Source organism: Pseudoalteromonas sp. SG44-1 (genome assembly GCF_014164315.1).
GTDB classification, from domain to species: Bacteria; Pseudomonadota; Gammaproteobacteria; order Enterobacterales; family Alteromonadaceae; genus Pseudoalteromonas; species Pseudoalteromonas rhizosphaerae.
This window is the reverse complement of sequence record NZ_JACJEW010000010.1, coordinates 68,469-89,175: the sequence shown is the minus strand read 5'-3', so window position 1 is coordinate 89,175 and position 20,707 is coordinate 68,469. Positions and strand designations below refer to the sequence as shown.

Sequence of the window (20,707 nt, the reverse complement as noted above, 5' to 3'; positions counted from 1 at the left end):
AGGATTAGATCGATGATGTATCAATTAATTAATACTATAGCATTGATATTCTAAATATAATTAATGCTATTTATGCTGTTTTATCTTATATTGCCCAAGTAATCGCTTAACTGATGTGGACCCGCTGTTTATGTATTTTTATGCTGCACGCCAACCAATTTTAGATCGAAACAAACAACTTGTAGGGTATGAGCTACTCTTTCGTGATGGCGTTGATAATGTATTCCCTGATATTGATGGTGACGAGGCAACCACTCGGCTAATTGAAGGTAGTCAATTCAATTTTGGTTTAGAAGATCTCACCGATAATAAACCAGCGTATATCAACTTTACGCTTGAAACATTACAAAAAGGCTACCCAACTCTGCTTGGTAAAGATCAGATTGTTGTAGAAATACTCGAAACAATTCAACCTGGGAAACGCTTGCTCGCGATCGTCAAAGACTTAAAACAAAAAGGTTATACGCTCGCGCTGGATGATTATATTCACCAGCCTGTATGGCGTCATTTTTATCCTTTTATTGATATTATTAAAATAGATTTTATCAATTGTGACGTTGACACTATCCACACCATAATCGAAGAAATTAAACCTTATCCGCATATAAAATTATTAGCAGAAAAGGTAGAAACCTACGAAAAGTATCAATTAGCATTAGATCTTGGCTTTACTTACTTTCAGGGGTTTTTCTTTTCCAAACCAGAAATGGTGCAAAGTAAAACCTTGCCGCCATCAGAGATAGCTCTTGCCGAGCTGCTTTATGAGACATCCACTGTTGAAGTCAATTTAAAGAAAATTACCGACGTATTTGAGCGAGATGTAAACCTCTCTTATAAATTATTACGTTATAGTAATTCAGCGGCATTTAAGCGCAGAGCTGAGATCAGCACCATCAAACAAGCACTAATTGTGCTAGGTGCAGCAGAAATTAAAAAGTTTTTATCCTTGTTGTTTGCAGCTCAAGTTGCTGGTGATAAACCCGCAGAGTTAATACGCTTATCGTTAACCAGAGCACGCTTTACTGAGTTGCTAGCTATAAACCATAATAAACTCAAAGATACGGGCATGGCTTTTTTAACCGGTATGATGTCATTAATGGATGCCATATTAGATGAAGATATGCAAAGCGTGATGAAAAAGCTACCATTATCCAACGACATAAAGTTAGCATTATTAGAGGATCAAGGTTTACTGGCACAATATCTGCGCTTAGTAAAATTATACGAACAAGCCAATTGGCAAGGTGCAAACGCGATTAAAGATGAGCTTGGTCTTGGCGCTGGTAAAGTGCCAGATGCGTATCATGATGCCGTTAACTGGGCTAATGAACAAATGAAAGTGCTGGCAGGATAATAAATAATACCGTAAATAACAATGCCAGCTTAGACGCTGGCATTTTTATTTAACCTGAAAATACACATTAAAGGCTTTCTAAAAAGTCTTCATCAAAATCGTCGGGCTCTTTTTCAACCGGTGGATTACCATCATACAACTCATATAACTGACGTTGAAAGTAAATGTCTTTCATAAAAATATACGGATCGAGTGACTCATTCAATAAGCTTTCTTGTGGTATTAAAGAAGCCCGAGCTTCTACAGCCTTTAACGCAAACACCAATACAGTTTGTGGCGTGGTTAAGGCAATTTTTGGTAACACATAGCCATCAACCACTGCACCCGTTAGGTTACGCGCTGTTGACGGTCCCATTCCCGGTAGCATTAAATAAGCACCGTCGCCTATTCCCCATACCCCCAGAGTTTGACCAAAGTCTTCATCGACAATATTCAAACCAAGCGATGTCGCAACATCAAATAAGCCAAAAATACCCACAGTTGAATTAACTAAAAACCGCGCTAAGCTCACGCCTGCGTTACCCGCTTTACCTTGTAGCGTGGCATTAACTACATCAGTTGGTGCACTAATGTTGCCAGTAAAATTGACGATACTACGGCGCACCGGTGTTGGTGTTACGGCCACATACCCTACCGCAACAGGGCGCAGAACATAAGCATCAAGTACATCCATATTAAAATCATACATTGGACGGTTAAATGATTGTAGTGGATCTCGCTCATCTATTTTTTCGTCAGGCACTTGCGCGCATCCTGCTAGCACCAATAGCCCAAACAAAACTAAACTCTGTCTTAACATCTTTTATCCTTAAGGTATTAATTCATTGATAAGTAAATCGTAAGCCTTGGTTTGGCTACGTTCTAACACATCTGAACGCCCTTCCAACTCACCCGTTGAAGGCATTACTGATGCATCCTTTGAAATGCGTGCAGTTAAAATAATTTTATCAACGCTTGAAAGCGTTAACCCTGCGACCATAGCATTACTATCACTTAACTGTACTTCAATTGGAAAACTATAATCTGTTAATTTTACCACTGCGAGCGGCATTGGCGGACCATTGGCAGCTTTTGCAAATACGAATAAGGTACCTTGGATTGGAAGCTTGTCCGCAAGCTGTGGCGCAAGATTAACGGTAACTTTGATAGCACTCATTTTAGCTGCGTTATTATCCTCGCCACTGCCCTGCTCAGCTTGTGGTTGCAATGCAGGTGCTAGTTGTGTGTTTTCAGCTGTAATATTTTGTTCAATTTCAGTAATTCGCTGAGCAATCATGTCATAGCGAGTATCTTGCTCATCCATACTCTTTAAAAGCACTTCGAATGCTGCTTTTGCTTGCAACCAATCATGACGCTCATAAGCAATTAACGCTAACAATGAAATAGCATCAAGGTTAGTTGGATCGTCTTTGAGCACTTTAGAGAGCATACCCGCAGCGCGCGTCATATTTACATCACTGCCTTCAAGTAATAGTACTTGGCTGTAACTGATCAGCACAGGCATGTTGTCAGGATCCATGCGTAGCACTTTATCAAATGACTGTTGCGCCATGTCGTATTCATTCAATGACATTGCAACACGACCGAGTAGCATCCAAGCCACTTGATCATCACCACTTTGCGCAAGTTTAGTGCGTAGCCCTAACGCAAACGCTTGTAATTCATTTTGGGTTAAAGGTTCGCCTTGTTGCATCACGGCTCGTTCACCATAAACTGCTAAATTATCCATGGCGCTGTGCCAGTTCTGCAACTGTTGTTGTGAACCAGTTGCGGTATAAAATACAGCGGTAAAAGCGATTAAAAATGCACTGCCTGTTAATGCAAAAATACGGTTATTGCCTCTGCTCATCAGTGATTTTTCAGGCGATAACTCATTTAGTAAACGACGTTTGAGCTCAATCACAGACTCATCATGGTTAACTTGGTCAATACGTTGATTTGCTAAATCATTTGCCAGCTCGCCAAGGCGCTGATGGTAGATGGCAATAAGCTCTGAATTAGCATTGTAAGTGAGACTTTGTACCCGCTCTTTACTCAAAAACGGCAATGCCACAAACGTCACAGCTAATAAGGTTAATAATGCAAAAGAAACCCACATTAGTATCATTTAAATCTGCTCCTGACGTTCATTTTTCGCAATGAGCTTGGCTAATAACGCCTCATCTTGCTCACTCCATGTTTGCTTAACCGCAGCCTTACGTTGACGAAAAATAATAAAGCCAAAGCCAAATACCACTATCAAAATAGGTAATACCCATAGCACTAATGTTGCTGGCGTTACTGGCGGATCGTAGTGAACAAAATAGCCATAGCGGTCAATCATATATTCAATCACATCGTCTTTCGATTTGCCTTCTTTGACTAACGCCAATACTTTTTCGCGCAAATCTTTCGCAACCACAGCATCTGAATCTGCGATATTTTGATTTTGACATTTAGGGCAACGTAATTCTTTAGTTAACTCAGTAAAGCGTTGCGCTTGTTCGTTGTTATCAAATTGGTAACGATCTTGCTCTGCCATAGCTATGCCACTGGCTAGTATCATTAAAGCAATTAAAAAATATTTCATGGCTGTAATTCCTGCATCAAGGGAGCAAATTTAGCACGCCAAACTCGTGGGTTTATATCGCCAGTATGGTGCAATAAAATGGTGCCTTTGCTATCCACTAAAAATGTTTCAGGTGCACCTGACACACCTAAATCAAGCGAAAGAGTACGGTGTAAGTCAAGAATATTAAACTGATACGGATCACCGGCACGACTTAACATTGACGTCACTTCTTCACGTAGCGCTGGCATATCAAATTCACCATCAAAGTCAGCATCATAACTTTGTACATAGTAAAGCCCGATAATTTTAACGCCTTGCTCTCGCAATTGGGTTAAATAATCTAATTCAGCTAAACAGGTAGGACACCAAGTGCCCCATACATTGAGTAGATATACATCGCCTTTTAATTGGCTATCTTGCCAACGCTTTGAATCCTGCATTAAATCAGGTAAATCAAAGGCTGGCATTGGCTGACCTAACCGACCGGTTTGAATTTCTCTTGGGTTTGAAAACAAACCTTGAAATAAAAACACGCACACTAAAACAAATGCCAGCAGAGGTATCAGCGCTAACAACTTGCGGTTCATACCAGTTTCTCCTGTGACTTATCGGTTTTTTTCTTGCTAGTACGGTAACGTTTGTCACCTAAAATCATAAAACCGGCAAGTGAGATCAATACACCACCAATCCACATCCAACGTACAAATGGCTTGTGATAGATGCGCAATGACCAACCGCCGTTATTTAATTGCTCACCCAGAGCAAGGTATAAATCACGGGTAAAGCCAGCATCAATTGCAGCCTCAGTCATAAATTGCATACCAATATCGTAACGGCGCTTTTCAGCATGCAGTACAGTGACTAGTTTATCATTTTTCAGGACGCTCACTTCTCCAGCATGACCACTGTAGTTTGCACCACGAATAGTGTATACCCCTTCAAAACGATACTGATATTGATTTAACTGTACGATTTCGCCCGGCTTCATCGAAACATCACGTTCAACCGAATACGCCGAAGTTAAAGTGACACCTGCGATAACAAAGGCAATACCAACATGCCCTAGTACCATAGCCCAATAACTAAGTCCTAACCTTTTAAGACCTTGGCTAAAGTTAGTTTGCACAGTAGCTTTAACATATAAATCAACACCGGTGGTGATCACAATCCATATCGCAAGCGTGGTCGCCAATAAAGTTAAAGGCGCTACGCTGGCATAACTTGAATATAACCAAGCAGCACTGATCACTATGCTCATTAACGCTGATACAAGGAGTTTATTTTGTAAAAAAGACCACTTATTTTGCTTCCAACGTAACAGAGGGCCAATGCCCATTAAGATGGCAAACGGCACTAAAATAATGGCAAACATTTTATTAAAGAATGGTTCGCCAATTGAAATACTGCCTAAGCCCATTTCTTTATGAACCATAGGTAGTAAAGTACCCAGTAACACAATAAATGTAGCAACCACTAAAAATATATTATTGAGCCATAACGCCACTTCACGTGATACCAGTTTGTAACGACCTTCGCTGCGTACTTGCGATACCCTAAATGCATATAACGTTAACGCACCACCAACCACTATCGCTAAAAACGCTAAGATAAATAAGCCACGATCAGGATCGGTAGCAAACGCATGCACTGACACAATAATGCCAGAGCGAACAATAAAGGTGCCCAGTAAACTCAATGAAAATGCAGCAATCGCAAGTAATACGGTCCATGATTTAAATACACCGCGTTTTTCGGTTGCCGATAATGAGTGCAATAATGCAGTAGCTACTAACCAAGGCATAAGCGATGCGTTTTCAACGGGATCCCAAAACCACCAGCCACCCCAGCCAAGCTCGGAATATGCCCACCAGCTTCCAATAGTAATACCTAGTGTTAAAAAACCCCACGCAGTCATTGTCCAAGGACGTGACCACTTAGCCCACGTATTATCAAGTTTACCTGTTAATAACGCTGCAATTGCGAATGCAAAAGAAACCGATAGACCAACATAACCCATATATAATAAAGGTGGATGGATGATCATCCCTGGATCTTGTAATAGTGGATTAAGGTCGCGCCCTTCGACAGGAAAATACGGCAGTAATAATTCAAATGGATTTGACATCCACAGGGTGTAAAGCATAAAGCCAACACCTAAAAAGCCTAACACACCTAATACACGAGCACGCAGTATCCAAGGCAGTGAATTAGAGCGCAGTGCTACTACTGCAGTCCAACCGGCTTGCATTACTAGCCACAATAAAATAGCACCTTCGTGCCCACCCCAGGTTGAAGTGATTTTATAATACCAAGGCAAGGTACTGCTAGAATGATAAGCCACGTACGCGACGGTAAAATCATCGGTTAAACTGGCATAAATTAAGGCAGCGAATGACATTAATACAAATACAAATTGGCCAACAGCTAATGAAGGAGCTGCACGCATTAACCGTAAATTACCAGTATGTGCGCCCCATAGAGGAAAAATACACAATAAAACACTCAGCACCATGGCCAGTGTTAGGGAAAAATAACCGAGTTCTGGGATCATCTTAATTGCCACTTTCTAAGTTATATTTAGGTTTTTCGTGTTTGATCCCCTTCACCGCTTCCGCAACTTCAGCAGGCATGTATTCTTCATCATGCTTAGCCAATACTTCAAACGCTTCTATTACATTAGGTTCAATCAACACACCTTGAGCAACAATCCCTTGCCCCTCGCGAAATAAGTCAGGCAAAATACCTTGGTATTTGATCGTTACTAAAGGGCCTGTATCAATCAAGGTAAAGCTTACTTGTAGGCTGGTTTCATCTCGAATAACTGATCCTGGGACCACCATACCGCCAATACGCAACTTTTGACCAATGTGCGGCTTTTCTTTATTCGGGCCTTTTCCTTCAATTAACTCACTTGGAGTATAAAATAAGTTAATATTTTCTTGCAGCGCATACAATACTAAACCGATGGCGGCACCAATACCGAATACAATAGCGACGACGCCAAGCAAACGTTTCTTACGTCTTGGGTTCATGCTTGATTCTCCTGTTGAGCGTGTTTAATGCGAGCCTCTCGTTCAGCTTGTTGCTGCACAGAAGCCATAATGCGCTTAGTATCATTAAAAGAGCTTACTAAAATACCTAATAAAATCAGTGCACATGAACCAAAAGAAAGCCACACGTAAAAGCCGTAACCGCCCATGGCAATAAAATCAGAAAAAGAATCAAACTGCATAACTAGCCCCTATTTAACAACTGACGCACCCAAGGGCGATGCTTTTCACGTTGTAAAATTTCATTTTTAAGACGCATCAAAGTCACCATGCCAACAAAACCAGCAAATGCGACTATATTTACCATTAATGGCCAAAACATACTTGAATCAATGGCTTTCGTATCAAACTTGGTAATAGTGGCACCTTGATGCAAGGTGTTCCACCACTCAACCGAAAAGTGAATAATGGGTAGGTTAATTACCCCCACAATAGCTAAAATAGATGCAGCTCGACCTGCTGCTTTTTTATCTTCAAAGGCATGATATAAAGACAATACCCCCAAATATAGAAATAATAGAATGAGCTCAGACGTAAGTCGTGCATCCCATACCCACCAGGCACCCCACATAGGTTTACCCCAAGCGGCGCCAGTAATAAGTGCAATTGCAGTTACACATGCGCCAACAGGTGCGATGGCAATCACCGCCAACTCGGCATTACGAAGTTGCCATACCAAAGCGATCACTGCCGCAATAGCCATTGATGAATAAGCCCCCATCGACAAAATAGCTGACGGTACATGAATGAAAATAATGCGATAACTGTCTTTTTGTTGATAGTCAGCTGGTGCATAGGCTAACCCCCAGACCCAACCAATAATCATAAAGACAACCGTTATCACGGCAAAATAAGGCAGTAACGTATTGCATAATTGATATGCACGATCTGCTTTAGCGTAGGGATGTAACCACTTCCACATATTAACTTACACTCACTTTCAATGCTGACGATATGGCGATTGGTGCGCTGATAATTGCAATGACAAGCATCGCACCAAGGATGGCAAGCTGACCACTATAATCCAGCGACATTGTGCTGGTATCGATAGCAGACGTTGCAAAAATTAATACGGGGATATATAAAGGCAAGACCAATAAACTCATCAAAATGCCGCCTTTTTGTAATCCCACTGTAAGCCCAGCGCCAATAGCGCCGATAAAACTAAGTAATGGCGTACCCAATAGCAAGGTAAGCACAGTTGCAATCAATGCTTGATTGTCTAAATTTAATAACAAGGCGAACAGCGGCGTCATCAACACCAACGGCAAGCCTGTAATAATCCAATGGGCAACGACTTTGCCAAGCACCGTTAACGGTAACGGGTACGATGAAGCAATCAATTGCTCTAAACTACCATCATGATAGTCATCACGAAATAGTTTATCTAAGCCTAACATGGTTGAAAGTAACGCAGCGACCCAGATAATACCGGGTGCCATACGGCTAAGTAGACCGGGCTCAGGACCAATTGCTAACGGAAATAATGTAATAACAATTAAGAAGAACAAAATGGGGTTTACGATTTCAGCACGCTGGCGAAATGCCAGCCGTAAATCTTTTTTACAAACGGCACTAAATAGCTGCCAATATGAATGCTGGCGTAACATCAGTGTCGGTACTCCAGAGTAACGGTTTGCAACTCATTAAAGTGGGTCGTTAAGTCTTGGTGGGTGGTTAATAAAATCGCCCCACCTTGTGCTAGGTGAGCTAAAAAGCGTTGCTGCAAAAATGCGATACCGGCTTTATCTAAGGCTGTAAATGGCTCATCCAGCACCCATAACTTCGCATCATTAAGCCAAAGTCTGATCAACGCAACACGACGTTGTTGACCAGCAGATAGAGTACGCACAGGTACATCTTCAAGACCAACTAAGCCAATCTTAGCTAATAATGAGTAAAGATCTTGCTCAGTGTCGTAACCTTGAATCTGTAACCAAAATCGCAGGTTTTCAATCGCACTAAGTTGGCTATTCACCCCTGTTTTATGGCCGATAAATAACAATTGCCGGGCAAATTCATCATAATTTTTAGCAATTGATTCACCTTGCCACATAACTTGTCCTTCATCGGGCGCAGAAAAACCCGCAATTATACGCAGCAAGGATGTTTTACCAGCCCCATTTGGGCCTGCTAATTGCATGATTTGGCCTGATTTCAAGCTGAAATTAAGATCCGCAAACAAACAACGTTCTTGCTTGATGCAGGTGACGGACTTAATGTGTAACAAGATGATGATTCTCTATACCCAAAATTAGGCGTTAGTCTAGCATAATGATAGGGTAATACGAATAATGCTTTGCACCGATTAACAAAAACTTGATTTAAAATAATGAACAAACCTACACAGATAACATTAGCGAATTCGCTTCCTGTCAGTCATTCGTCGCACAATGGCGTTGCACAGCAATTACCTGTTTTCAGCGAGCAAACACTCAGCGCTAAAAACATCGTGTTCGCCAAAGGCTCTGTGCAGATGGAAGTCTATGTTGATAAGCATTGGCAAACATTACGCTTAGCTACAACTGGCACTGAAACAAACACTCAAAAAATTGCCAGTGCCGATATTCAACTCAGTAATGATGGTAAACAACTCACTATTTTACCAAAGCAAGCTGAGATCAGCTTGCGTCAAACAAACCAACTGCAAAGTGTTTTAAATTTAATTAACAGTGGTGTTCAGGTCGAGAATAAACCTTTGTCGTTGCAAATTATTTTACAGCCTGCTGCAAAATTACTGTTAAATCAGTTACACGCCAGTATTCCTATCAATAAAGAAGTCGCCCAACTACTGCACAATGAGCAAGATCTAAAAGCAATAATTACCCCGAACCGCAATAATTTTACCTTAAGTGTTGTTAATCGCTTTGCTGATACACTTCACCAGCAGCCAATCAGCCAAGCAAAACTTGCTCTTTGGCTTAGTAAACTGGTACCAAATGGGCAGCTACAGCTAGATAAAAATACCGCAATACTGAGCTTTAATAATTATAATGGCAATATTAAGCTCGCACTGCAGCAGCCGTTAAATAATCACAGCATACACTCAACTCAGCCTGGTGGGGTAATTCAAAAAGTACAATTAAATGCGCTTAATGAACAATTAATAATAAAAACGCAGCTACCAAAAATAGCTCTGCAGTTAAAAAATTCATTAGCCCATACTTTTAATTCATTGCTACAAAAAAGCCATGTACCAGGCCAGTTTAATACCCAAACAAGTGTCGCACCTAGCAGCCCCTTATTGGTCAGCAGCAGCCCAATAAGCTCGTGGTTGCAAGACAGTTTTGCTGACTTAAAAACCCGGATCAGTGACGCTGTACGCTATTTTGAAAGCAAACCATTTAGTCAAGTCAGCAATAAATCAGCTGTAGCACAATCACTAACACCAACAGATCAAACTGCACAAACCTTACTACCCAAATCACTCAGGCAAATAAACCTTGTGGCAATGGCGACAAGCAACACCCAACCATTACTGACAGATATTAGCCAAGGTACCGCGCTGCCAAAGCATTATCATCAATCGCCTCCCCTGGTACAGTTATTTCAGCGATTAAAAGCCGGTTTAGCAAGTATTACAGAGCCTAATGCGGTTAAAAATAACAGTACTACTGCGGCGCCACTGAGCAAAGATACCGATAACTACAAACAATTAAATAAACTAGCTGCCGCGATTCAATCCAGCGAGCAAACTACAGTAGCGCAAAATAAAACACCGCAGGTTACTGTTAATCCAAAACAAGCAGCATCTGATATTAATGCTCAACCTGCTCAGCTAAACAAAGAACCTATCGCTAAAGCGCTAGCACACAGTCCCGAACAAGTTCTACCCAGCAAAACCAATAGTACAACTGTCAATGTCAGTGATAATAGCGCTGTCGCCAAAACAGTTATAGCCGATGCTCAGCAAAAATTAAAAACAACTCCACCTTTTGCTGCAGGAGTAGATACCAAAGTAGCATCTCTAACAGCACAGCTAAACAACGACAACCTAAAAGCAAGTACTCACTTACATATAGAAGCACTATTAAAAGGACCGATAACCAGCGCTTTGCCAGCCAGCCAGATTAGCTTGCCACTGGAAGCCAAATTATTGGCACCACTTTTAAAAACGCCTATCGAAAAGCCGCTACCTAATTTTAAATCAGCAGCAAACTACGATAAACAGCATATCGCTTCACAAATTAATAAACTAGCAGCGACCAAAGTAAGTAATAATGTCGATTTAAATCGGCTAGTCAATCAAGCTTTTAGCCGCATGATTGACAGCCAATCGTTGCAACCGTTAACCATTCAACGAGAAATACTCAGTGTTTTGCGTCCAGAAAGCTTAACCACTAGTGCCCTGCAAAATAGTTTTAGCCAATCTATTGAGCATTTGGCAGTGGCGATTTTAGCGGCTCCAAGCTTAGCAAATATCAGTGCGTTGAATTTTAACAGTCAAAGCTCACTTGATGCTTTATTACAAATATTAGTGCCTAACTTTAAAGCAACTAACCCACAGAAACTGCAAGAACAATTACTACAGCCACAATCACAAGCCTTAGCGGCTGAGCTGAGCCAAATAAAAACTGCAATTAGCCAAATTAACAGCACCCCCATCAATCAGCAGCCTGATAATAATCCGTTAGTACAATTTTTACTGCCGATGCGACTGCCACCGGAAACCGCACAAACAGAAATTTCATTAGGACAATATAAAAAACCAAGCCAAAATAAACTCGAAGCTAAAAATGTTTGGTTTGTGCGACTTAATTTTGATTACGCTGAGCTTGGCCAATTACAGATCACCGCTGAATTAATGGATAAAGCACTCGATTGTCAATTACTTGCCTCAAGCCAAGATATCACCGCAATGGCTCATCCGCACCTTGAGAGTTTGCGTCATAAATTAACAGCTCATGGCCTACAAGTTGGTGAAATGAAGCTAAGCCAAGGTGCGCCGCAACACCAAGCTTTTTATCAATCCCATGCCATTATTAATATTAAGGTTTAAGCCATGAGTGAGATACCAAAACATAAGTCTGCAATTGGTTTAGTTTACGAAGCCGGTCGTACTCCTACAGTCAGTAGTAAAGGGTTTGGTGAGCTCGCAGAAGAGATCATTAAAGCTGCAGAAGAAAAAGGAATTTTGATCCACAAAGATGAAGCATTGGCTAAAACGTTATCGCATTTAGAGCTTGGCGAAGAGATCCCAAGAGAACTGTATTATGTGATTGCCGAACTGATTGCTTTTTCATATGTACTGCGGGGTAAATTCCCACCAGGCTGGCAAGACTTTCAAGGCAAGTTAAATATTCAGGCGTAAAAAGTAAAAGGCGCTAATTAGCGCCCTTTTGATGATGTAACGACATTAATAGTTCTGCTTCGGCACGCGGAAGTTCACACTCTCGTATGATCTCTTCAATATCGGCACCTAGTTCAACCATTTTCACTGCTCGAGAATAAATTTTCGCATCAGGATCGTCATATTTTTGCGCATCTTGTAATTGCGCTAACTCTTGATTTCGCTGCTCTACAGCGACTAATCGCTTACCAATACTTAGCATACCGGTGCGCATTTCTGCGACTTCACTGCGTAAAATACTGAGCTGTTGTTGAGTTTCTTGCAGTTGCAGTATTTTGCTTTTTAATGCTGCAGCGTACTTATTATTATTAATAAAAATTAGTCCCAAGCATACTAACACCAGTACAATTGAGACTCCAAGCAACGAGTATAACAACATAGTTTTTCCGTAAGCGTTATAAATCGCTCAACTCATCCCACTCTTCGTCATTTAGTAATTTATTTAAATCAACTAAAATCAATAATTCACCATCACGATTACTGACACCTTGAATAAACTTGGCACTTTCTTCAGTACCAATGTTTGGTGCACTATCAATTTCTGAGCTACGCAAATAAACCACTTCTGCTACACTGTCGGCTAAGATACCAATGACTTGCTCTTCAGCTTCAATAATTAATACTCGTGAATTGTCTGTTGCTTCTGCAGACATCAAACCAAATCGTGCACGCGTATCGATTACTGTTACAACATTGCCACGTAAATTAATAATCCCTAAAACATAGCTTGGAGCACCTGGTACTGGAGCAATTTCTGTATAACGCAAAATCTCTTGCACTTGCATCACATTCACACCATAGGTTTCTGATTCAAGCTTAAAAGTTACCCACTGCAATACTTCATCATTGCCATCGGTATTTTTACTGCTTGATAATAATCTTTGTTCACTCATGTTATTACTCCGAATATCGTTACTGGTCGCGGCTATCTAAACCTTGCTCTAATAATTGACCTAAGCTTTGCACATCAATTAAGGCACACATTTTTTCTTTAATTACACCTGCAAGCCAAGGCCGCTTGCCACTTTTAGCTCGCCATTTCACATCTTCACTGCGTAGTGTAATGTTATTAACCAGCTTTTCAGCCAACAATCCCCATTGGCTATTACCTAAAGTAATTAAGTATTGGTAGTTTAATTTGTCTTCTAACTCTTGGGTATACTTTTCTGGCATCACCCAAAGCGCTGTATCAACTACATTAAGATTCTCATCACGATTTAGCATCACTCCTTTAAACCACTTGGGTTTACCAAAAAGCTGATTAACTTCACCTAATTGATGAATACCACCTAATGCTTTTAATGGTACTGCGAGGGTAAGCCCAGCCACTTCAAAGAATAACGCCTGAAACTCACCATCAAAATAATCTTCTTGACGCTGTACAGGAGTTTTAGCTTCAGCAACATTTAGCTGTTCACTCACTTTAGCTATATCTTTGATATTAGCTTGGATCTGTGGTTTCTCAAGGGGCGCGGGTATTTCTTCCTCAATACTAGTCTTTGGCTCATCAAGTGCGTTTGGCTGCACAATGGTTTGCTGCGACGCCTTGAGTGGCATTTTATTGCTACTTTCTGTGGATGGAACTTGTTCGAGTAATTTTGCAACCGGGTGTAAGTCTGTTGACTCATCGTCTTCGCACAGTAAAGCCCCCAAGTACTGGGTCATTACTTTTTCATTAGCAAATAATTGCTTACTCATTCATTAACCTTGTTCAATCAAATAATCGAGTAATGCGCGATAAGCATAAACACCTCTTGAGCGTGGACAATACTGAATCGGTACTTGTTGAGCTAAACTTGCATCACGGAACTTAGTATCTACGGGTATTACCCCTGGCCATACTTTTTCTTGGTACGTTTGCTGTAATGTCTTATATGCTTCAAGGGATGCATTAGTGCGCTTATCATACATTGTAGGGATAATGGTATATTGATACTGCTTTGATTGCGAGCTTTGCATTAATTCCATGGTCCGCATCATTCGGTCTAGTCCTTTGAGTGCTAAAAACTCAGTTTGTACTGGCACTAAAATGCGCTCACTTGCAGCCAATGCGTTAACCATTAATACACCTAACACTGGCGGACAGTCTAAAATAGCGTAATCATAATGCTCACTAATTTTTGCTAAAGCTTTTTTTAAGATAAGCCCCATTCCGGTCTTATTACCCATACTGCGGTCAAGTGTCGCGATTGCCATCGTTGCAGGAAGAATATCTAAGTTATCTATGTTCGATGGACACAAAGCTTGCAATATTTCTTCACTTGCCATGCTGTTTCCACGGGCAAATATATCATATACACTGACTTCTAAATCTTCTGAATCAATGCCAAAGTAATACGTTAAAGATGCATGAGGATCGGTATCAATCAGTAATACTCGCTTTCCTTGCAGCGCTAATATACCAGCTAAGCTCACAGCCGTGGTCGTCTTCCCTACTCCACCTTTTTGATTTGCTACCGTCCAAATTTTCACATCACACCTTATTTTTGTTCGTTGCGCGTTGTAATTCTTATACCACCGTGTGGGAGTTGGATCACTTTAATAGTGTTGTCATCACTTGGCAACTCAATTGGTTGCTCTGCTTCAGTTTCTGTTGCTGGTTGCTCGGTTGTAACAATGGGCTTGGGTGGCAAACCATATTTTGATAATGCAACGACTACTTTACGATTTTCAGCACGTCCTTGCTCTGTATCATTATCAGCAAAAGGTGAATACTGTCCATATCCTTCAATGGCCATGCGCGCAGGGTTGATACCTAATGCATCAAGTTCGACTAAAATCGAGGTCGCTCTTGCAACAGATAGCTCCCAATTAGAACGAAACATTTCATTATGAATGGTTTCATTATCGGTATAACCACGCACTCTAACGTAGTTATCTACTGGGGCAATAATATCGTTTACTAATTTTATCACTGCTTTCGCGCGTTGATGCGCCACAGCACTGCCACTGGAAAATAACATTCCTGAGCTTAATTCAATGATCAACCAGTCTTGGTGCAACTCTAAACTTGCTTCGCCATCGCGTATTTCATCGATCAAGGCTGATTGTAATTTAGTTAATAAGCTATCTAAAGGTTTGCCTAAGTGTTTTTGTTTTATATTACTGGTATCGCTTTGTCCATCCAGTAACTCTGGGCCAGCTTCTTGCTTTTGAATACTTTCACCAAACAGTAGTTCGTTTTCAGGAGTCACTCTATCGGTTAATAAACCGGTCCCCGTCACGCCTTGACCCTCTTGACTATACTGACGAGCTGACTTGTCAAAAACCTGCTCCAGCGAATCAGATAAAATTTGGAAGCTTTCTTCTTTATTAATCGCAATCGCATACATCACTACAAAGAATGCAAACATAATAGTCATGTAATCAGCGTACGACACTAGCCAACGTTCTGTATGCTGACTTTTGGTCGATGAGTGACGAAGTCGACGGCGCATCATAATAATTATTCTTGAAGCTGACTTGGACGCTCTACACGATACGCTTCAAGTTTCAGCTCAATATTGACAGGGCTATCACCTTGGCTCATGGCAATAATTCCTTCAGCTAATAACTCATGAAACAGCATCTTTTGTTCTACTTGTTGTTTGAGCTTGTTAGCCATAGGTAAAAACAATAAATTTGCTAAGCCAACCCCATAAATGGTGGCAAGAAAAGCAGTCGCAACCCCTGCACCTAACTTTTCAGGTTCAGTGATAAATGACATCGCTTGGATCAGACCAAGCACTGCGCCTAATATACCGATGGTAGGACTGTAACCGCCCAACGCCTCATAAACTCGACTAGCTTCAAGCAGCCGTTCTCTTTCTAGCAACAAATCAATTTCTAGTGTGTCTCTGAGTTTTTGCTCACTGTTGCCATCAATCAGTAAACTCAAGCCTTTGGCAACATATGGATCCGGATGGGTTAACGCTATTTCTTCAAGTGCTAAATACCCTTCTTGGCGGGCTTTTTGTGACCAACTTTTAACTTGCTCAATTGCTCTGTTGATATCGTAACTTGGTGGGAAAAATACCCAGTGGCTTATTCTTAATGCTTTATTAAACGTACTTGCTGGTGTTTGTAGCATTACAGCACCTAACGTACCGCCCAACACAATGATTAATGCCGGGCCATTAAATAAAGCACTCACAACACCGCCTTCTAGTGAGTAGCCATAACCAATCGCCAAAAGTGCAACGAACAGGCCTAGAAACGACAACTTATCCACAACCAATCTCTCGAACTAACCGATTAGCAACGTCTTCAAGCGCAATGCTTGCCGATGATAACCCTGCGTTAGCAACCGCTTGTGGCATACCATATACCACACTGGTTTTTTCATCTTGTGCCCAAATAGTAGCGCCGGCTTGTTTAAGCATTCTTGCACCGTCTCTTCCATCTGCGCCCATGCCTGTAAGTACCACAGCTAATACATCACCTTGGAACGATTTGGCTGTACTTGCAAAAGTAACATCAACACTTGGTTTATAGGTGATCCGGGCACTATCGTCTTCAAAAACACGTAAAGTGCGATTGCCAGCCCGTCCCTCAATCAACATTTGTTGACCGCCCGGCGCTAGATACGCGACGCCTGGCATTAATCGGTCGCCTTGTTGTGCTTCTTTTACTTTTATTTTGCACAAGCCGTTTAAACGTGTGGCAAATGCTGGCGTAAACGCAGCTGGCATATGCTGTATTAACAAAATAGGGTGCGGAAAATTAGCGGGCAACTGAGTCAGAATTGTTTGCAGTGCAACAGGTCCTCCCGTTGAAGTACCTATTGCAACTATTTGATATTTCTTTCCTGAAGCGCGAGTGTTAGCTGCAATATTAGTCGCAGGTGCAGCGCTCCGGTTAAAGCTTCGATCTGGTTGAGTTATCGCAGGGCGACTTGTTGTACCTGCAGAAACGGGAGGTATTGGTGCCGATGCAGGAGGCGTTGTCGGCCGACTAAAGCGCGAAAGACGCTTGCGTCCAATTTCTTTTACTTTATTTTGTAATAACTTAATCGCATCTTCATTATTACGAGCAATATCTTCAAATTTTTTCGGTAAAAAATCTAGAGCACCCGCATCAAGTGCGTCTAAGGTTGCTGTTGCGCCATCACGAGTCAGTGAGGAGAACATCAGAATAGGGGTTGGATTTGCTGCCATGATTTCTTTTACAGCACTAATGCCATCAAGCACGGGCATTTCAACATCCATGGTGATTACATCTGGACGAAGTTGATTTGTTTTATCGACCGCTTCTCGGCCATTTACCGCAAAACCAATTACTTCGATATCCTTATCTTGCTCGAGTATTTCGCTCACTCTGCGGCGAAAGAAACTTGAATCATCAACAACTAAAACTTTAACTGCCATTGGCATACTCTTGTTAAATTTTATCTGTGAGAGCCATATTTAGCCCTCACAATAAGATAAGAATTGGCCTAACCTGCGTAGTGTTTTAACAGGTTTGGAACATCTAAGATCAGCGCTATACCACCGTCAGACGTGATCGTTGCACCTGCCATACCAGGTGTTCCTTGTAGTAAAGCATCAAGCGGTTTAATAACAACTTCTTCTTGACCAATCAATGAATCCACTACAAAACCAACTTGTTGCGTACCAATTTGTACAATTACAACATGGCCTTGAGCTTTGCGTAATGATCTGTCAGCACCTTTAACTAACCAATGTTCTAAATAAAACAACGGTCGTGCTTTCTTACGAACAATAATGGTTAATTGACCATCAACTACATTCGTTTTAGTTAGATCTAGGTGGAATATTTCATTAACACCAGCCAGTGGTAATGCAAATGTTTGCTCACCGACAACCACCATCAATGTCGGCAAAATAGCCAACGTTAACGGTACTTTAATTTCTAGGATTGTGCCTACACCTAGCTCAGATTGAATACTCACAGAACCATTTAGTTGGGTAATTTTGGTTTTCACCACATCCATACCCACACCACGACCCGAAATATCAGAGATCTGTTCTTTGGTGGAAAAGCCTGGTGCAAAAATAAGGTTATAGGCTTCTGTATCAGATAATCGAGCTGCTTGCTCGTGATCAAGCACCCCTTTATTGATTGCTATTTTTTTCAGTTTTTCAGGGTCCATACCTGCACCATCATCACGAATGGTGAGCAAAATATGATCACCCTCTTGCGATGCTGATAAAGTAACAGTCCCAGTTCTTGACTTACCTGCCGCTTCACGCACATCAGGCATTTCAATACCATGGTCAACCGAGTTGCGCACCAAGTGGACTAAAGGATCTGCCAGTGCCTCAACTAAGTTTTTATCTAAATCGGTTTCTTCACCCACGAGCAGTAAGTTAATGTCTTTTCTCAAACTGCGGGCTAAATCACGGACTACGCGAGGAAAACGACCAAACACTTTCTTGATCGGTTGCATCCGCGTTTTCATTACCGCACCTTGCAAGTCTGCGGTTACTACATCAAGATTCGAAATGGCTTTACCCATCGCTTCACTTTCAGTATTGGTTGCTAAACTGACTAAACGATTGCGAACCAATACCAGTTCACCAACCATGTTCATTATTTGATCTAGGCGTTTTGTATCAACACGCACCGTCGTATCAGCTTGTGGAGGAGCTGGTTTTTTAGCAACAGCTGTCGCTGGAGCTGGTGCGGATTTTTCAGCTGCTTTCACAGGCTCAGACACTGCTGGTTTGGGCACTGGCTTAGCTGCGGCAACAGGTGCAGGTGCAGGTGTTGGTGCTTTTTTAGCGGGTGCTGGCTCAGTCTCAGCGACCGCTTGTGGCGCGCTGCCTTTACCATGTAATTCATCAAGTAAAGCTTCAAATTCATCATCGCTGATTTCATCTGGACCATTACTTTTCGTCGGTGCTAAAGGTGCTTGGGCCGGTTTAGGCGCAGCACTTTCGGTGCCTGCAGTATCTTTATTACTTACTAGACCGAAGCTACCAATGCCGTGCAATTCATCCAATAAATTATCAAATTCATCATCAGTAATATCACTATTTGATGATTCATTGCTGACAGTGGTTGTTGGCGTTATAGGACTTTGCCCTTGTCCGTGGAGCTCATCAAGCAGGCTCTCAAATTCATCTTCTGTTATCTCATCGATTTGAACATCTTTTTGATCGCTATCAACTTGACCATCAAATAATGAGTCTAGCGCAAATGGATCGTCAGAATCATCTAAAATATCATCAGCATCAACAACAGGGATATCGCCTGCAGGTTCAGCACTGCCAGTTAATTCTTCAGCCGTTGGCGGCAGCCCTAATTTATGTAAAACAGCGAGTAATTCTGGATTTGCTGGTTCTGGTTTTTCTCTACTTTGGATAGTCGCAAACATTTCGTTGATAGTATCGAGTGCTTGCAAGATCACGTCCATCAGTTCGGAATTAACCTTACGAACACCTTGACGCAATAAATCGAAAACGTTCTCTGCACCATGGCAAGCATCGACTAGTTCAGTCATGCTTAAAAAGCCTGCGCCGCCTTTTACCGTATGAAAACCACGGAAAATTGCATTGAGTAATTCGGTATCATCTGGGTTATTTTCAAGCTCCACCAGCTGTTCTGACAAAAGCTCAAGAATTTCTCCAGCCTCTACTAGAAAATCTTGTAAAATATCTTCATCGACTTCAAAGCTCATGCAGTTTTCTCCTCTTAGAAGCCCAAGCTTGATAATAAATCATCAACATCATCTTGTCCTGAGACAACATCATCACGAGATTCTTTATCAATAATTGGCCCTTCAGGGCCTGCAAGTGTATTTTCAGCAGGCGGTTTTTCAATGACTGGTGCTATTGTTTTTGTTTCGCTATCATCTTGGCTGCCAAATGCTGTCAACAAGTGGATCAAGCTGTCTTCTACTTCTCTAACAAGCTCGATAACCCGACGGATCACTTGACCGGTTAAATCTTGAAAATCTTGTGCCATTAACACATTGGTCATGAGTCCTTGCAACTCATCCGTTTTAGTTTGCGAGCTATTCATGAACTTATCTAAGCTATGGCAAAGTGTTTTAAATTCACCTAGCTCAATTTCACGATTCATTAAACGATCCCAAGTGGGTTTAATGTCTGAAATGTCATCAGCAAGCTGTTGGGCAATGGGTAAACTTGCTTCTACAGCATCCATGGTTTTATTAGCAGCGTTTTCGGTCATTTCCATAACATAGTTAAGACGCTGCTTCGCGTCGGGTAGTGCATCTTTGGTCAAATCAGCTAAACGTGTATCAAGCTCAAAATTTTTCAACGCATCATGAAGCTGACGCGTAAGTTTGCCTACTTCGGCAAATAATTCTGATTGCTCTTTTGACGCCGCATCAATAATTAACTGATCAGCTTTATCTTGTTCACCGTTTTCAAGGTAAACCACAAGCTGACGGGCTTGTTCTAAACTGATCTGAGGCGCAGCAGGTGCTGACATAA

22 protein-coding genes are annotated in these 20,707 nt (G+C 41.5%); 3 read left to right on the top strand and 19 right to left on the bottom strand.

Features of this window, described 5'->3' with window-relative positions; genetic code table 11:
• The first annotated feature begins 130 nt into the window (after positions 1-130).
• A complete protein-coding gene (locus tag H5187_RS06920; protein WP_182718219.1) occupies positions 131-1,354 on the top strand; it encodes an EAL and HDOD domain-containing protein in 1,224 nt (407 codons plus the stop codon).
• A 67-nt stretch (positions 1,355-1,421) separates the two neighbouring features.
• On the opposite strand, the gene H5187_RS06915 is transcribed toward H5187_RS06920, so the two are convergent.
• The 10 genes from H5187_RS06915 to ccmA are packed head-to-tail and all read right to left on the bottom strand — an operon-like array spanning position 1,422 to position 9,185.
• The gene (locus H5187_RS06915) at positions 1,422-2,153 is read right to left on the bottom strand and encodes a VacJ family lipoprotein (protein ID WP_182718166.1); all 732 of its coding nucleotides are present in this window, start codon (positions 2,151-2,153) and stop codon (positions 1,422-1,424) included.
• 9 nt (positions 2,154-2,162) lie between these two features.
• Positions 2,163-3,461 carry a c-type cytochrome biogenesis protein CcmI gene (ccmI, locus tag H5187_RS06910; protein WP_182761086.1) on the bottom strand — a complete coding sequence of 433 codons (1,299 nt, stop codon included), beginning with the start codon at positions 3,459-3,461 and terminating at the stop codon, positions 2,163-2,165.
• On the bottom strand, positions 3,462-3,923 hold the full coding sequence (locus H5187_RS06905; protein ID WP_182739671.1) for a cytochrome c-type biogenesis protein: 462 nt from the start codon (positions 3,921-3,923) through the stop codon (positions 3,462-3,464). It abuts the gene before it with no gap.
• Entirely contained in the window at positions 3,920-4,492 is a 573-nt protein-coding gene (locus H5187_RS06900) for a DsbE family thiol:disulfide interchange protein (protein ID WP_182718169.1), read from the bottom strand. Before H5187_RS06900 ends, H5187_RS06905 begins: the two co-directional genes overlap by 4 nt.
• Positions 4,489-6,456, bottom strand: a complete 1,968-nt coding sequence (locus H5187_RS06895; RefSeq protein ID WP_182783756.1) for a heme lyase CcmF/NrfE family subunit — start codon at positions 6,454-6,456, stop codon at positions 4,489-4,491. The genes H5187_RS06900 and H5187_RS06895 overlap by 4 nt, the downstream gene beginning before the upstream one ends.
• 1 nt (position 6,457) lies before the next feature.
• Complete coding sequence (gene ccmE / locus H5187_RS06890) at positions 6,458-6,937, bottom strand: cytochrome c maturation protein CcmE (protein ID WP_149981464.1); 480 nt, start codon at positions 6,935-6,937, stop codon at positions 6,458-6,460.
• Positions 6,934-7,137, bottom strand: coding sequence for a heme exporter protein CcmD (gene ccmD / locus H5187_RS06885; protein WP_182739670.1), 204 nt, complete (start codon positions 7,135-7,137; stop codon positions 6,934-6,936). The genes ccmE and ccmD overlap by 4 nt, the downstream gene beginning before the upstream one ends.
• A gap of 2 nt (positions 7,138-7,139) precedes the next feature.
• Positions 7,140-7,877 carry a heme ABC transporter permease gene (locus H5187_RS06880; RefSeq protein ID WP_149981466.1) on the bottom strand — a complete coding sequence of 246 codons (738 nt, stop codon included), beginning with the start codon at positions 7,875-7,877 and terminating at the stop codon, positions 7,140-7,142.
• A gap of 1 nt (position 7,878) precedes the next feature.
• Positions 7,879-8,565 (bottom strand): heme exporter protein CcmB, encoded by a 687-nt coding sequence (gene ccmB, locus H5187_RS06875; protein ID WP_182718172.1) that lies wholly within the window; start codon positions 8,563-8,565, stop codon positions 7,879-7,881.
• The gene (gene ccmA / locus H5187_RS06870) at positions 8,565-9,185 is read right to left on the bottom strand and encodes a cytochrome c biogenesis heme-transporting ATPase CcmA (RefSeq protein ID WP_149981467.1); all 621 of its coding nucleotides are present in this window, start codon (positions 9,183-9,185) and stop codon (positions 8,565-8,567) included. The genes ccmB and ccmA overlap by 1 nt, the downstream gene beginning before the upstream one ends.
• A 102-nt stretch (positions 9,186-9,287) precedes the next feature.
• Between ccmA and H5187_RS24585 the strand changes: the two genes are divergently transcribed.
• Both H5187_RS24585 and H5187_RS06860 read left to right on the top strand, forming a co-directional pair.
• Positions 9,288-11,954 (top strand): flagellar hook-length control protein FliK, encoded by a 2,667-nt coding sequence (locus H5187_RS24585; RefSeq protein ID WP_259399173.1) that lies wholly within the window; start codon positions 9,288-9,290, stop codon positions 11,952-11,954.
• Between the two features lie 3 nt (positions 11,955-11,957).
• Positions 11,958-12,266: an EscU/YscU/HrcU family type III secretion system export apparatus switch protein gene (locus H5187_RS06860; RefSeq protein WP_145239329.1), complete on the top strand. Its 309-nt coding sequence runs from the start codon at positions 11,958-11,960 to the stop codon at positions 12,264-12,266.
• A gap of 13 nt (positions 12,267-12,279) precedes the next feature.
• On the opposite strand, the gene H5187_RS06855 is transcribed toward H5187_RS06860, so the two are convergent.
• From H5187_RS06855 to H5187_RS06815, 9 genes are all read right to left on the bottom strand, one after another.
• Positions 12,280-12,684: a DUF2802 domain-containing protein gene (locus H5187_RS06855; protein WP_145239332.1), complete on the bottom strand. Its 405-nt coding sequence runs from the start codon at positions 12,682-12,684 to the stop codon at positions 12,280-12,282.
• A 16-nt stretch (positions 12,685-12,700) separates the two neighbouring features.
• Positions 12,701-13,198 (bottom strand): chemotaxis protein CheW, encoded by a 498-nt coding sequence (locus H5187_RS06850; RefSeq protein ID WP_145239335.1) that lies wholly within the window; start codon positions 13,196-13,198, stop codon positions 12,701-12,703.
• Between the two features lie 19 nt (positions 13,199-13,217).
• Positions 13,218-14,003, bottom strand: a complete 786-nt coding sequence (locus H5187_RS06845; protein ID WP_149981468.1) for a chemotaxis protein CheW — start codon at positions 14,001-14,003, stop codon at positions 13,218-13,220.
• A gap of 3 nt (positions 14,004-14,006) precedes the next feature.
• Complete coding sequence (locus H5187_RS06840; RefSeq protein ID WP_149981469.1) at positions 14,007-14,777, bottom strand: ParA family protein; 771 nt, start codon at positions 14,775-14,777, stop codon at positions 14,007-14,009.
• A gap of 8 nt (positions 14,778-14,785) precedes the next feature.
• Complete coding sequence (locus H5187_RS06835) at positions 14,786-15,745, bottom strand: flagellar motor protein MotB (protein ID WP_149981470.1); 960 nt, start codon at positions 15,743-15,745, stop codon at positions 14,786-14,788.
• A 5-nt stretch (positions 15,746-15,750) separates the two neighbouring features.
• A complete protein-coding gene (locus H5187_RS06830; RefSeq protein ID WP_149981471.1) occupies positions 15,751-16,515 on the bottom strand; it encodes a flagellar motor protein in 765 nt (254 codons plus the stop codon).
• Complete coding sequence (locus tag H5187_RS06825) at positions 16,508-17,650, bottom strand: chemotaxis response regulator protein-glutamate methylesterase (protein ID WP_182718173.1); 1,143 nt, start codon at positions 17,648-17,650, stop codon at positions 16,508-16,510. The genes H5187_RS06830 and H5187_RS06825 overlap by 8 nt, the downstream gene beginning before the upstream one ends.
• Before the next feature lie 68 nt (positions 17,651-17,718).
• The gene (locus H5187_RS06820; RefSeq protein ID WP_182767508.1) at positions 17,719-19,926 is read right to left on the bottom strand and encodes a chemotaxis protein CheA; all 2,208 of its coding nucleotides are present in this window, start codon (positions 19,924-19,926) and stop codon (positions 17,719-17,721) included.
• A gap of 14 nt (positions 19,927-19,940) precedes the next feature.
• Positions 19,941-20,705 (bottom strand): protein phosphatase CheZ, encoded by a 765-nt coding sequence (locus tag H5187_RS06815; RefSeq protein ID WP_145239357.1) that lies wholly within the window; start codon positions 20,703-20,705, stop codon positions 19,941-19,943.
• Positions 20,706-20,707: the final 2 nt, after the last annotated feature.

Coding starts and splice junctions, on each gene's coding strand:
- ccmD (WP_182739670.1), bottom strand. CDS start 7,137: ATGCAGTTTGATTCTTTTTCTGATTTTATTGCCATGGGCGGTTACGGC.
- H5187_RS06820 (WP_182767508.1), bottom strand. CDS start 19,926: ATGAGCTTTGAAGTCGATGAAGATATTTTACAAGATTTTCTAGTAGAG.
- H5187_RS06860 (WP_145239329.1), top strand. CDS start 11,958: ATGAGTGAGATACCAAAACATAAGTCTGCAATTGGTTTAGTTTACGAA.
- H5187_RS06920 (WP_182718219.1), top strand. CDS start 131: ATGTATTTTTATGCTGCACGCCAACCAATTTTAGATCGAAACAAACAA.
- H5187_RS06835 (WP_149981470.1), bottom strand. CDS start 15,745: ATGATGCGCCGTCGACTTCGTCACTCATCGACCAAAAGTCAGCATACA.
- ccmE (WP_149981464.1), bottom strand. CDS start 6,937: ATGAACCCAAGACGTAAGAAACGTTTGCTTGGCGTCGTCGCTATTGTA.
- H5187_RS06915 (WP_182718166.1), bottom strand. CDS start 2,153: ATGTTAAGACAGAGTTTAGTTTTGTTTGGGCTATTGGTGCTAGCAGGA.
- H5187_RS06905 (WP_182739671.1), bottom strand. CDS start 3,923: ATGAAATATTTTTTAATTGCTTTAATGATACTAGCCAGTGGCATAGCT.
- H5187_RS06825 (WP_182718173.1), bottom strand. CDS start 17,650: ATGGCAGTTAAAGTTTTAGTTGTTGATGATTCAAGTTTCTTTCGCCGC.
- H5187_RS06845 (WP_149981468.1), bottom strand. CDS start 14,003: ATGAGTAAGCAATTATTTGCTAATGAAAAAGTAATGACCCAGTACTTG.
- ccmI (WP_182761086.1), bottom strand. CDS start 3,461: ATGATACTAATGTGGGTTTCTTTTGCATTATTAACCTTATTAGCTGTG.
- ccmB (WP_182718172.1), bottom strand. CDS start 8,565: ATGTTACGCCAGCATTCATATTGGCAGCTATTTAGTGCCGTTTGTAAA.
- H5187_RS06855 (WP_145239332.1), bottom strand. CDS start 12,684: ATGTTGTTATACTCGTTGCTTGGAGTCTCAATTGTACTGGTGTTAGTA.
- H5187_RS06900 (WP_182718169.1), bottom strand. CDS start 4,492: ATGAACCGCAAGTTGTTAGCGCTGATACCTCTGCTGGCATTTGTTTTA.
- H5187_RS24585 (WP_259399173.1), top strand. CDS start 9,288: ATGAACAAACCTACACAGATAACATTAGCGAATTCGCTTCCTGTCAGT.
- H5187_RS06815 (WP_145239357.1), bottom strand. CDS start 20,705: ATGTCAGCACCTGCTGCGCCTCAGATCAGTTTAGAACAAGCCCGTCAG.
- H5187_RS06895 (WP_182783756.1), bottom strand. CDS start 6,456: ATGATCCCAGAACTCGGTTATTTTTCCCTAACACTGGCCATGGTGCTG.
- H5187_RS06850 (WP_145239335.1), bottom strand. CDS start 13,198: ATGAGTGAACAAAGATTATTATCAAGCAGTAAAAATACCGATGGCAAT.
- H5187_RS06880 (WP_149981466.1), bottom strand. CDS start 7,877: ATGTGGAAGTGGTTACATCCCTACGCTAAAGCAGATCGTGCATATCAA.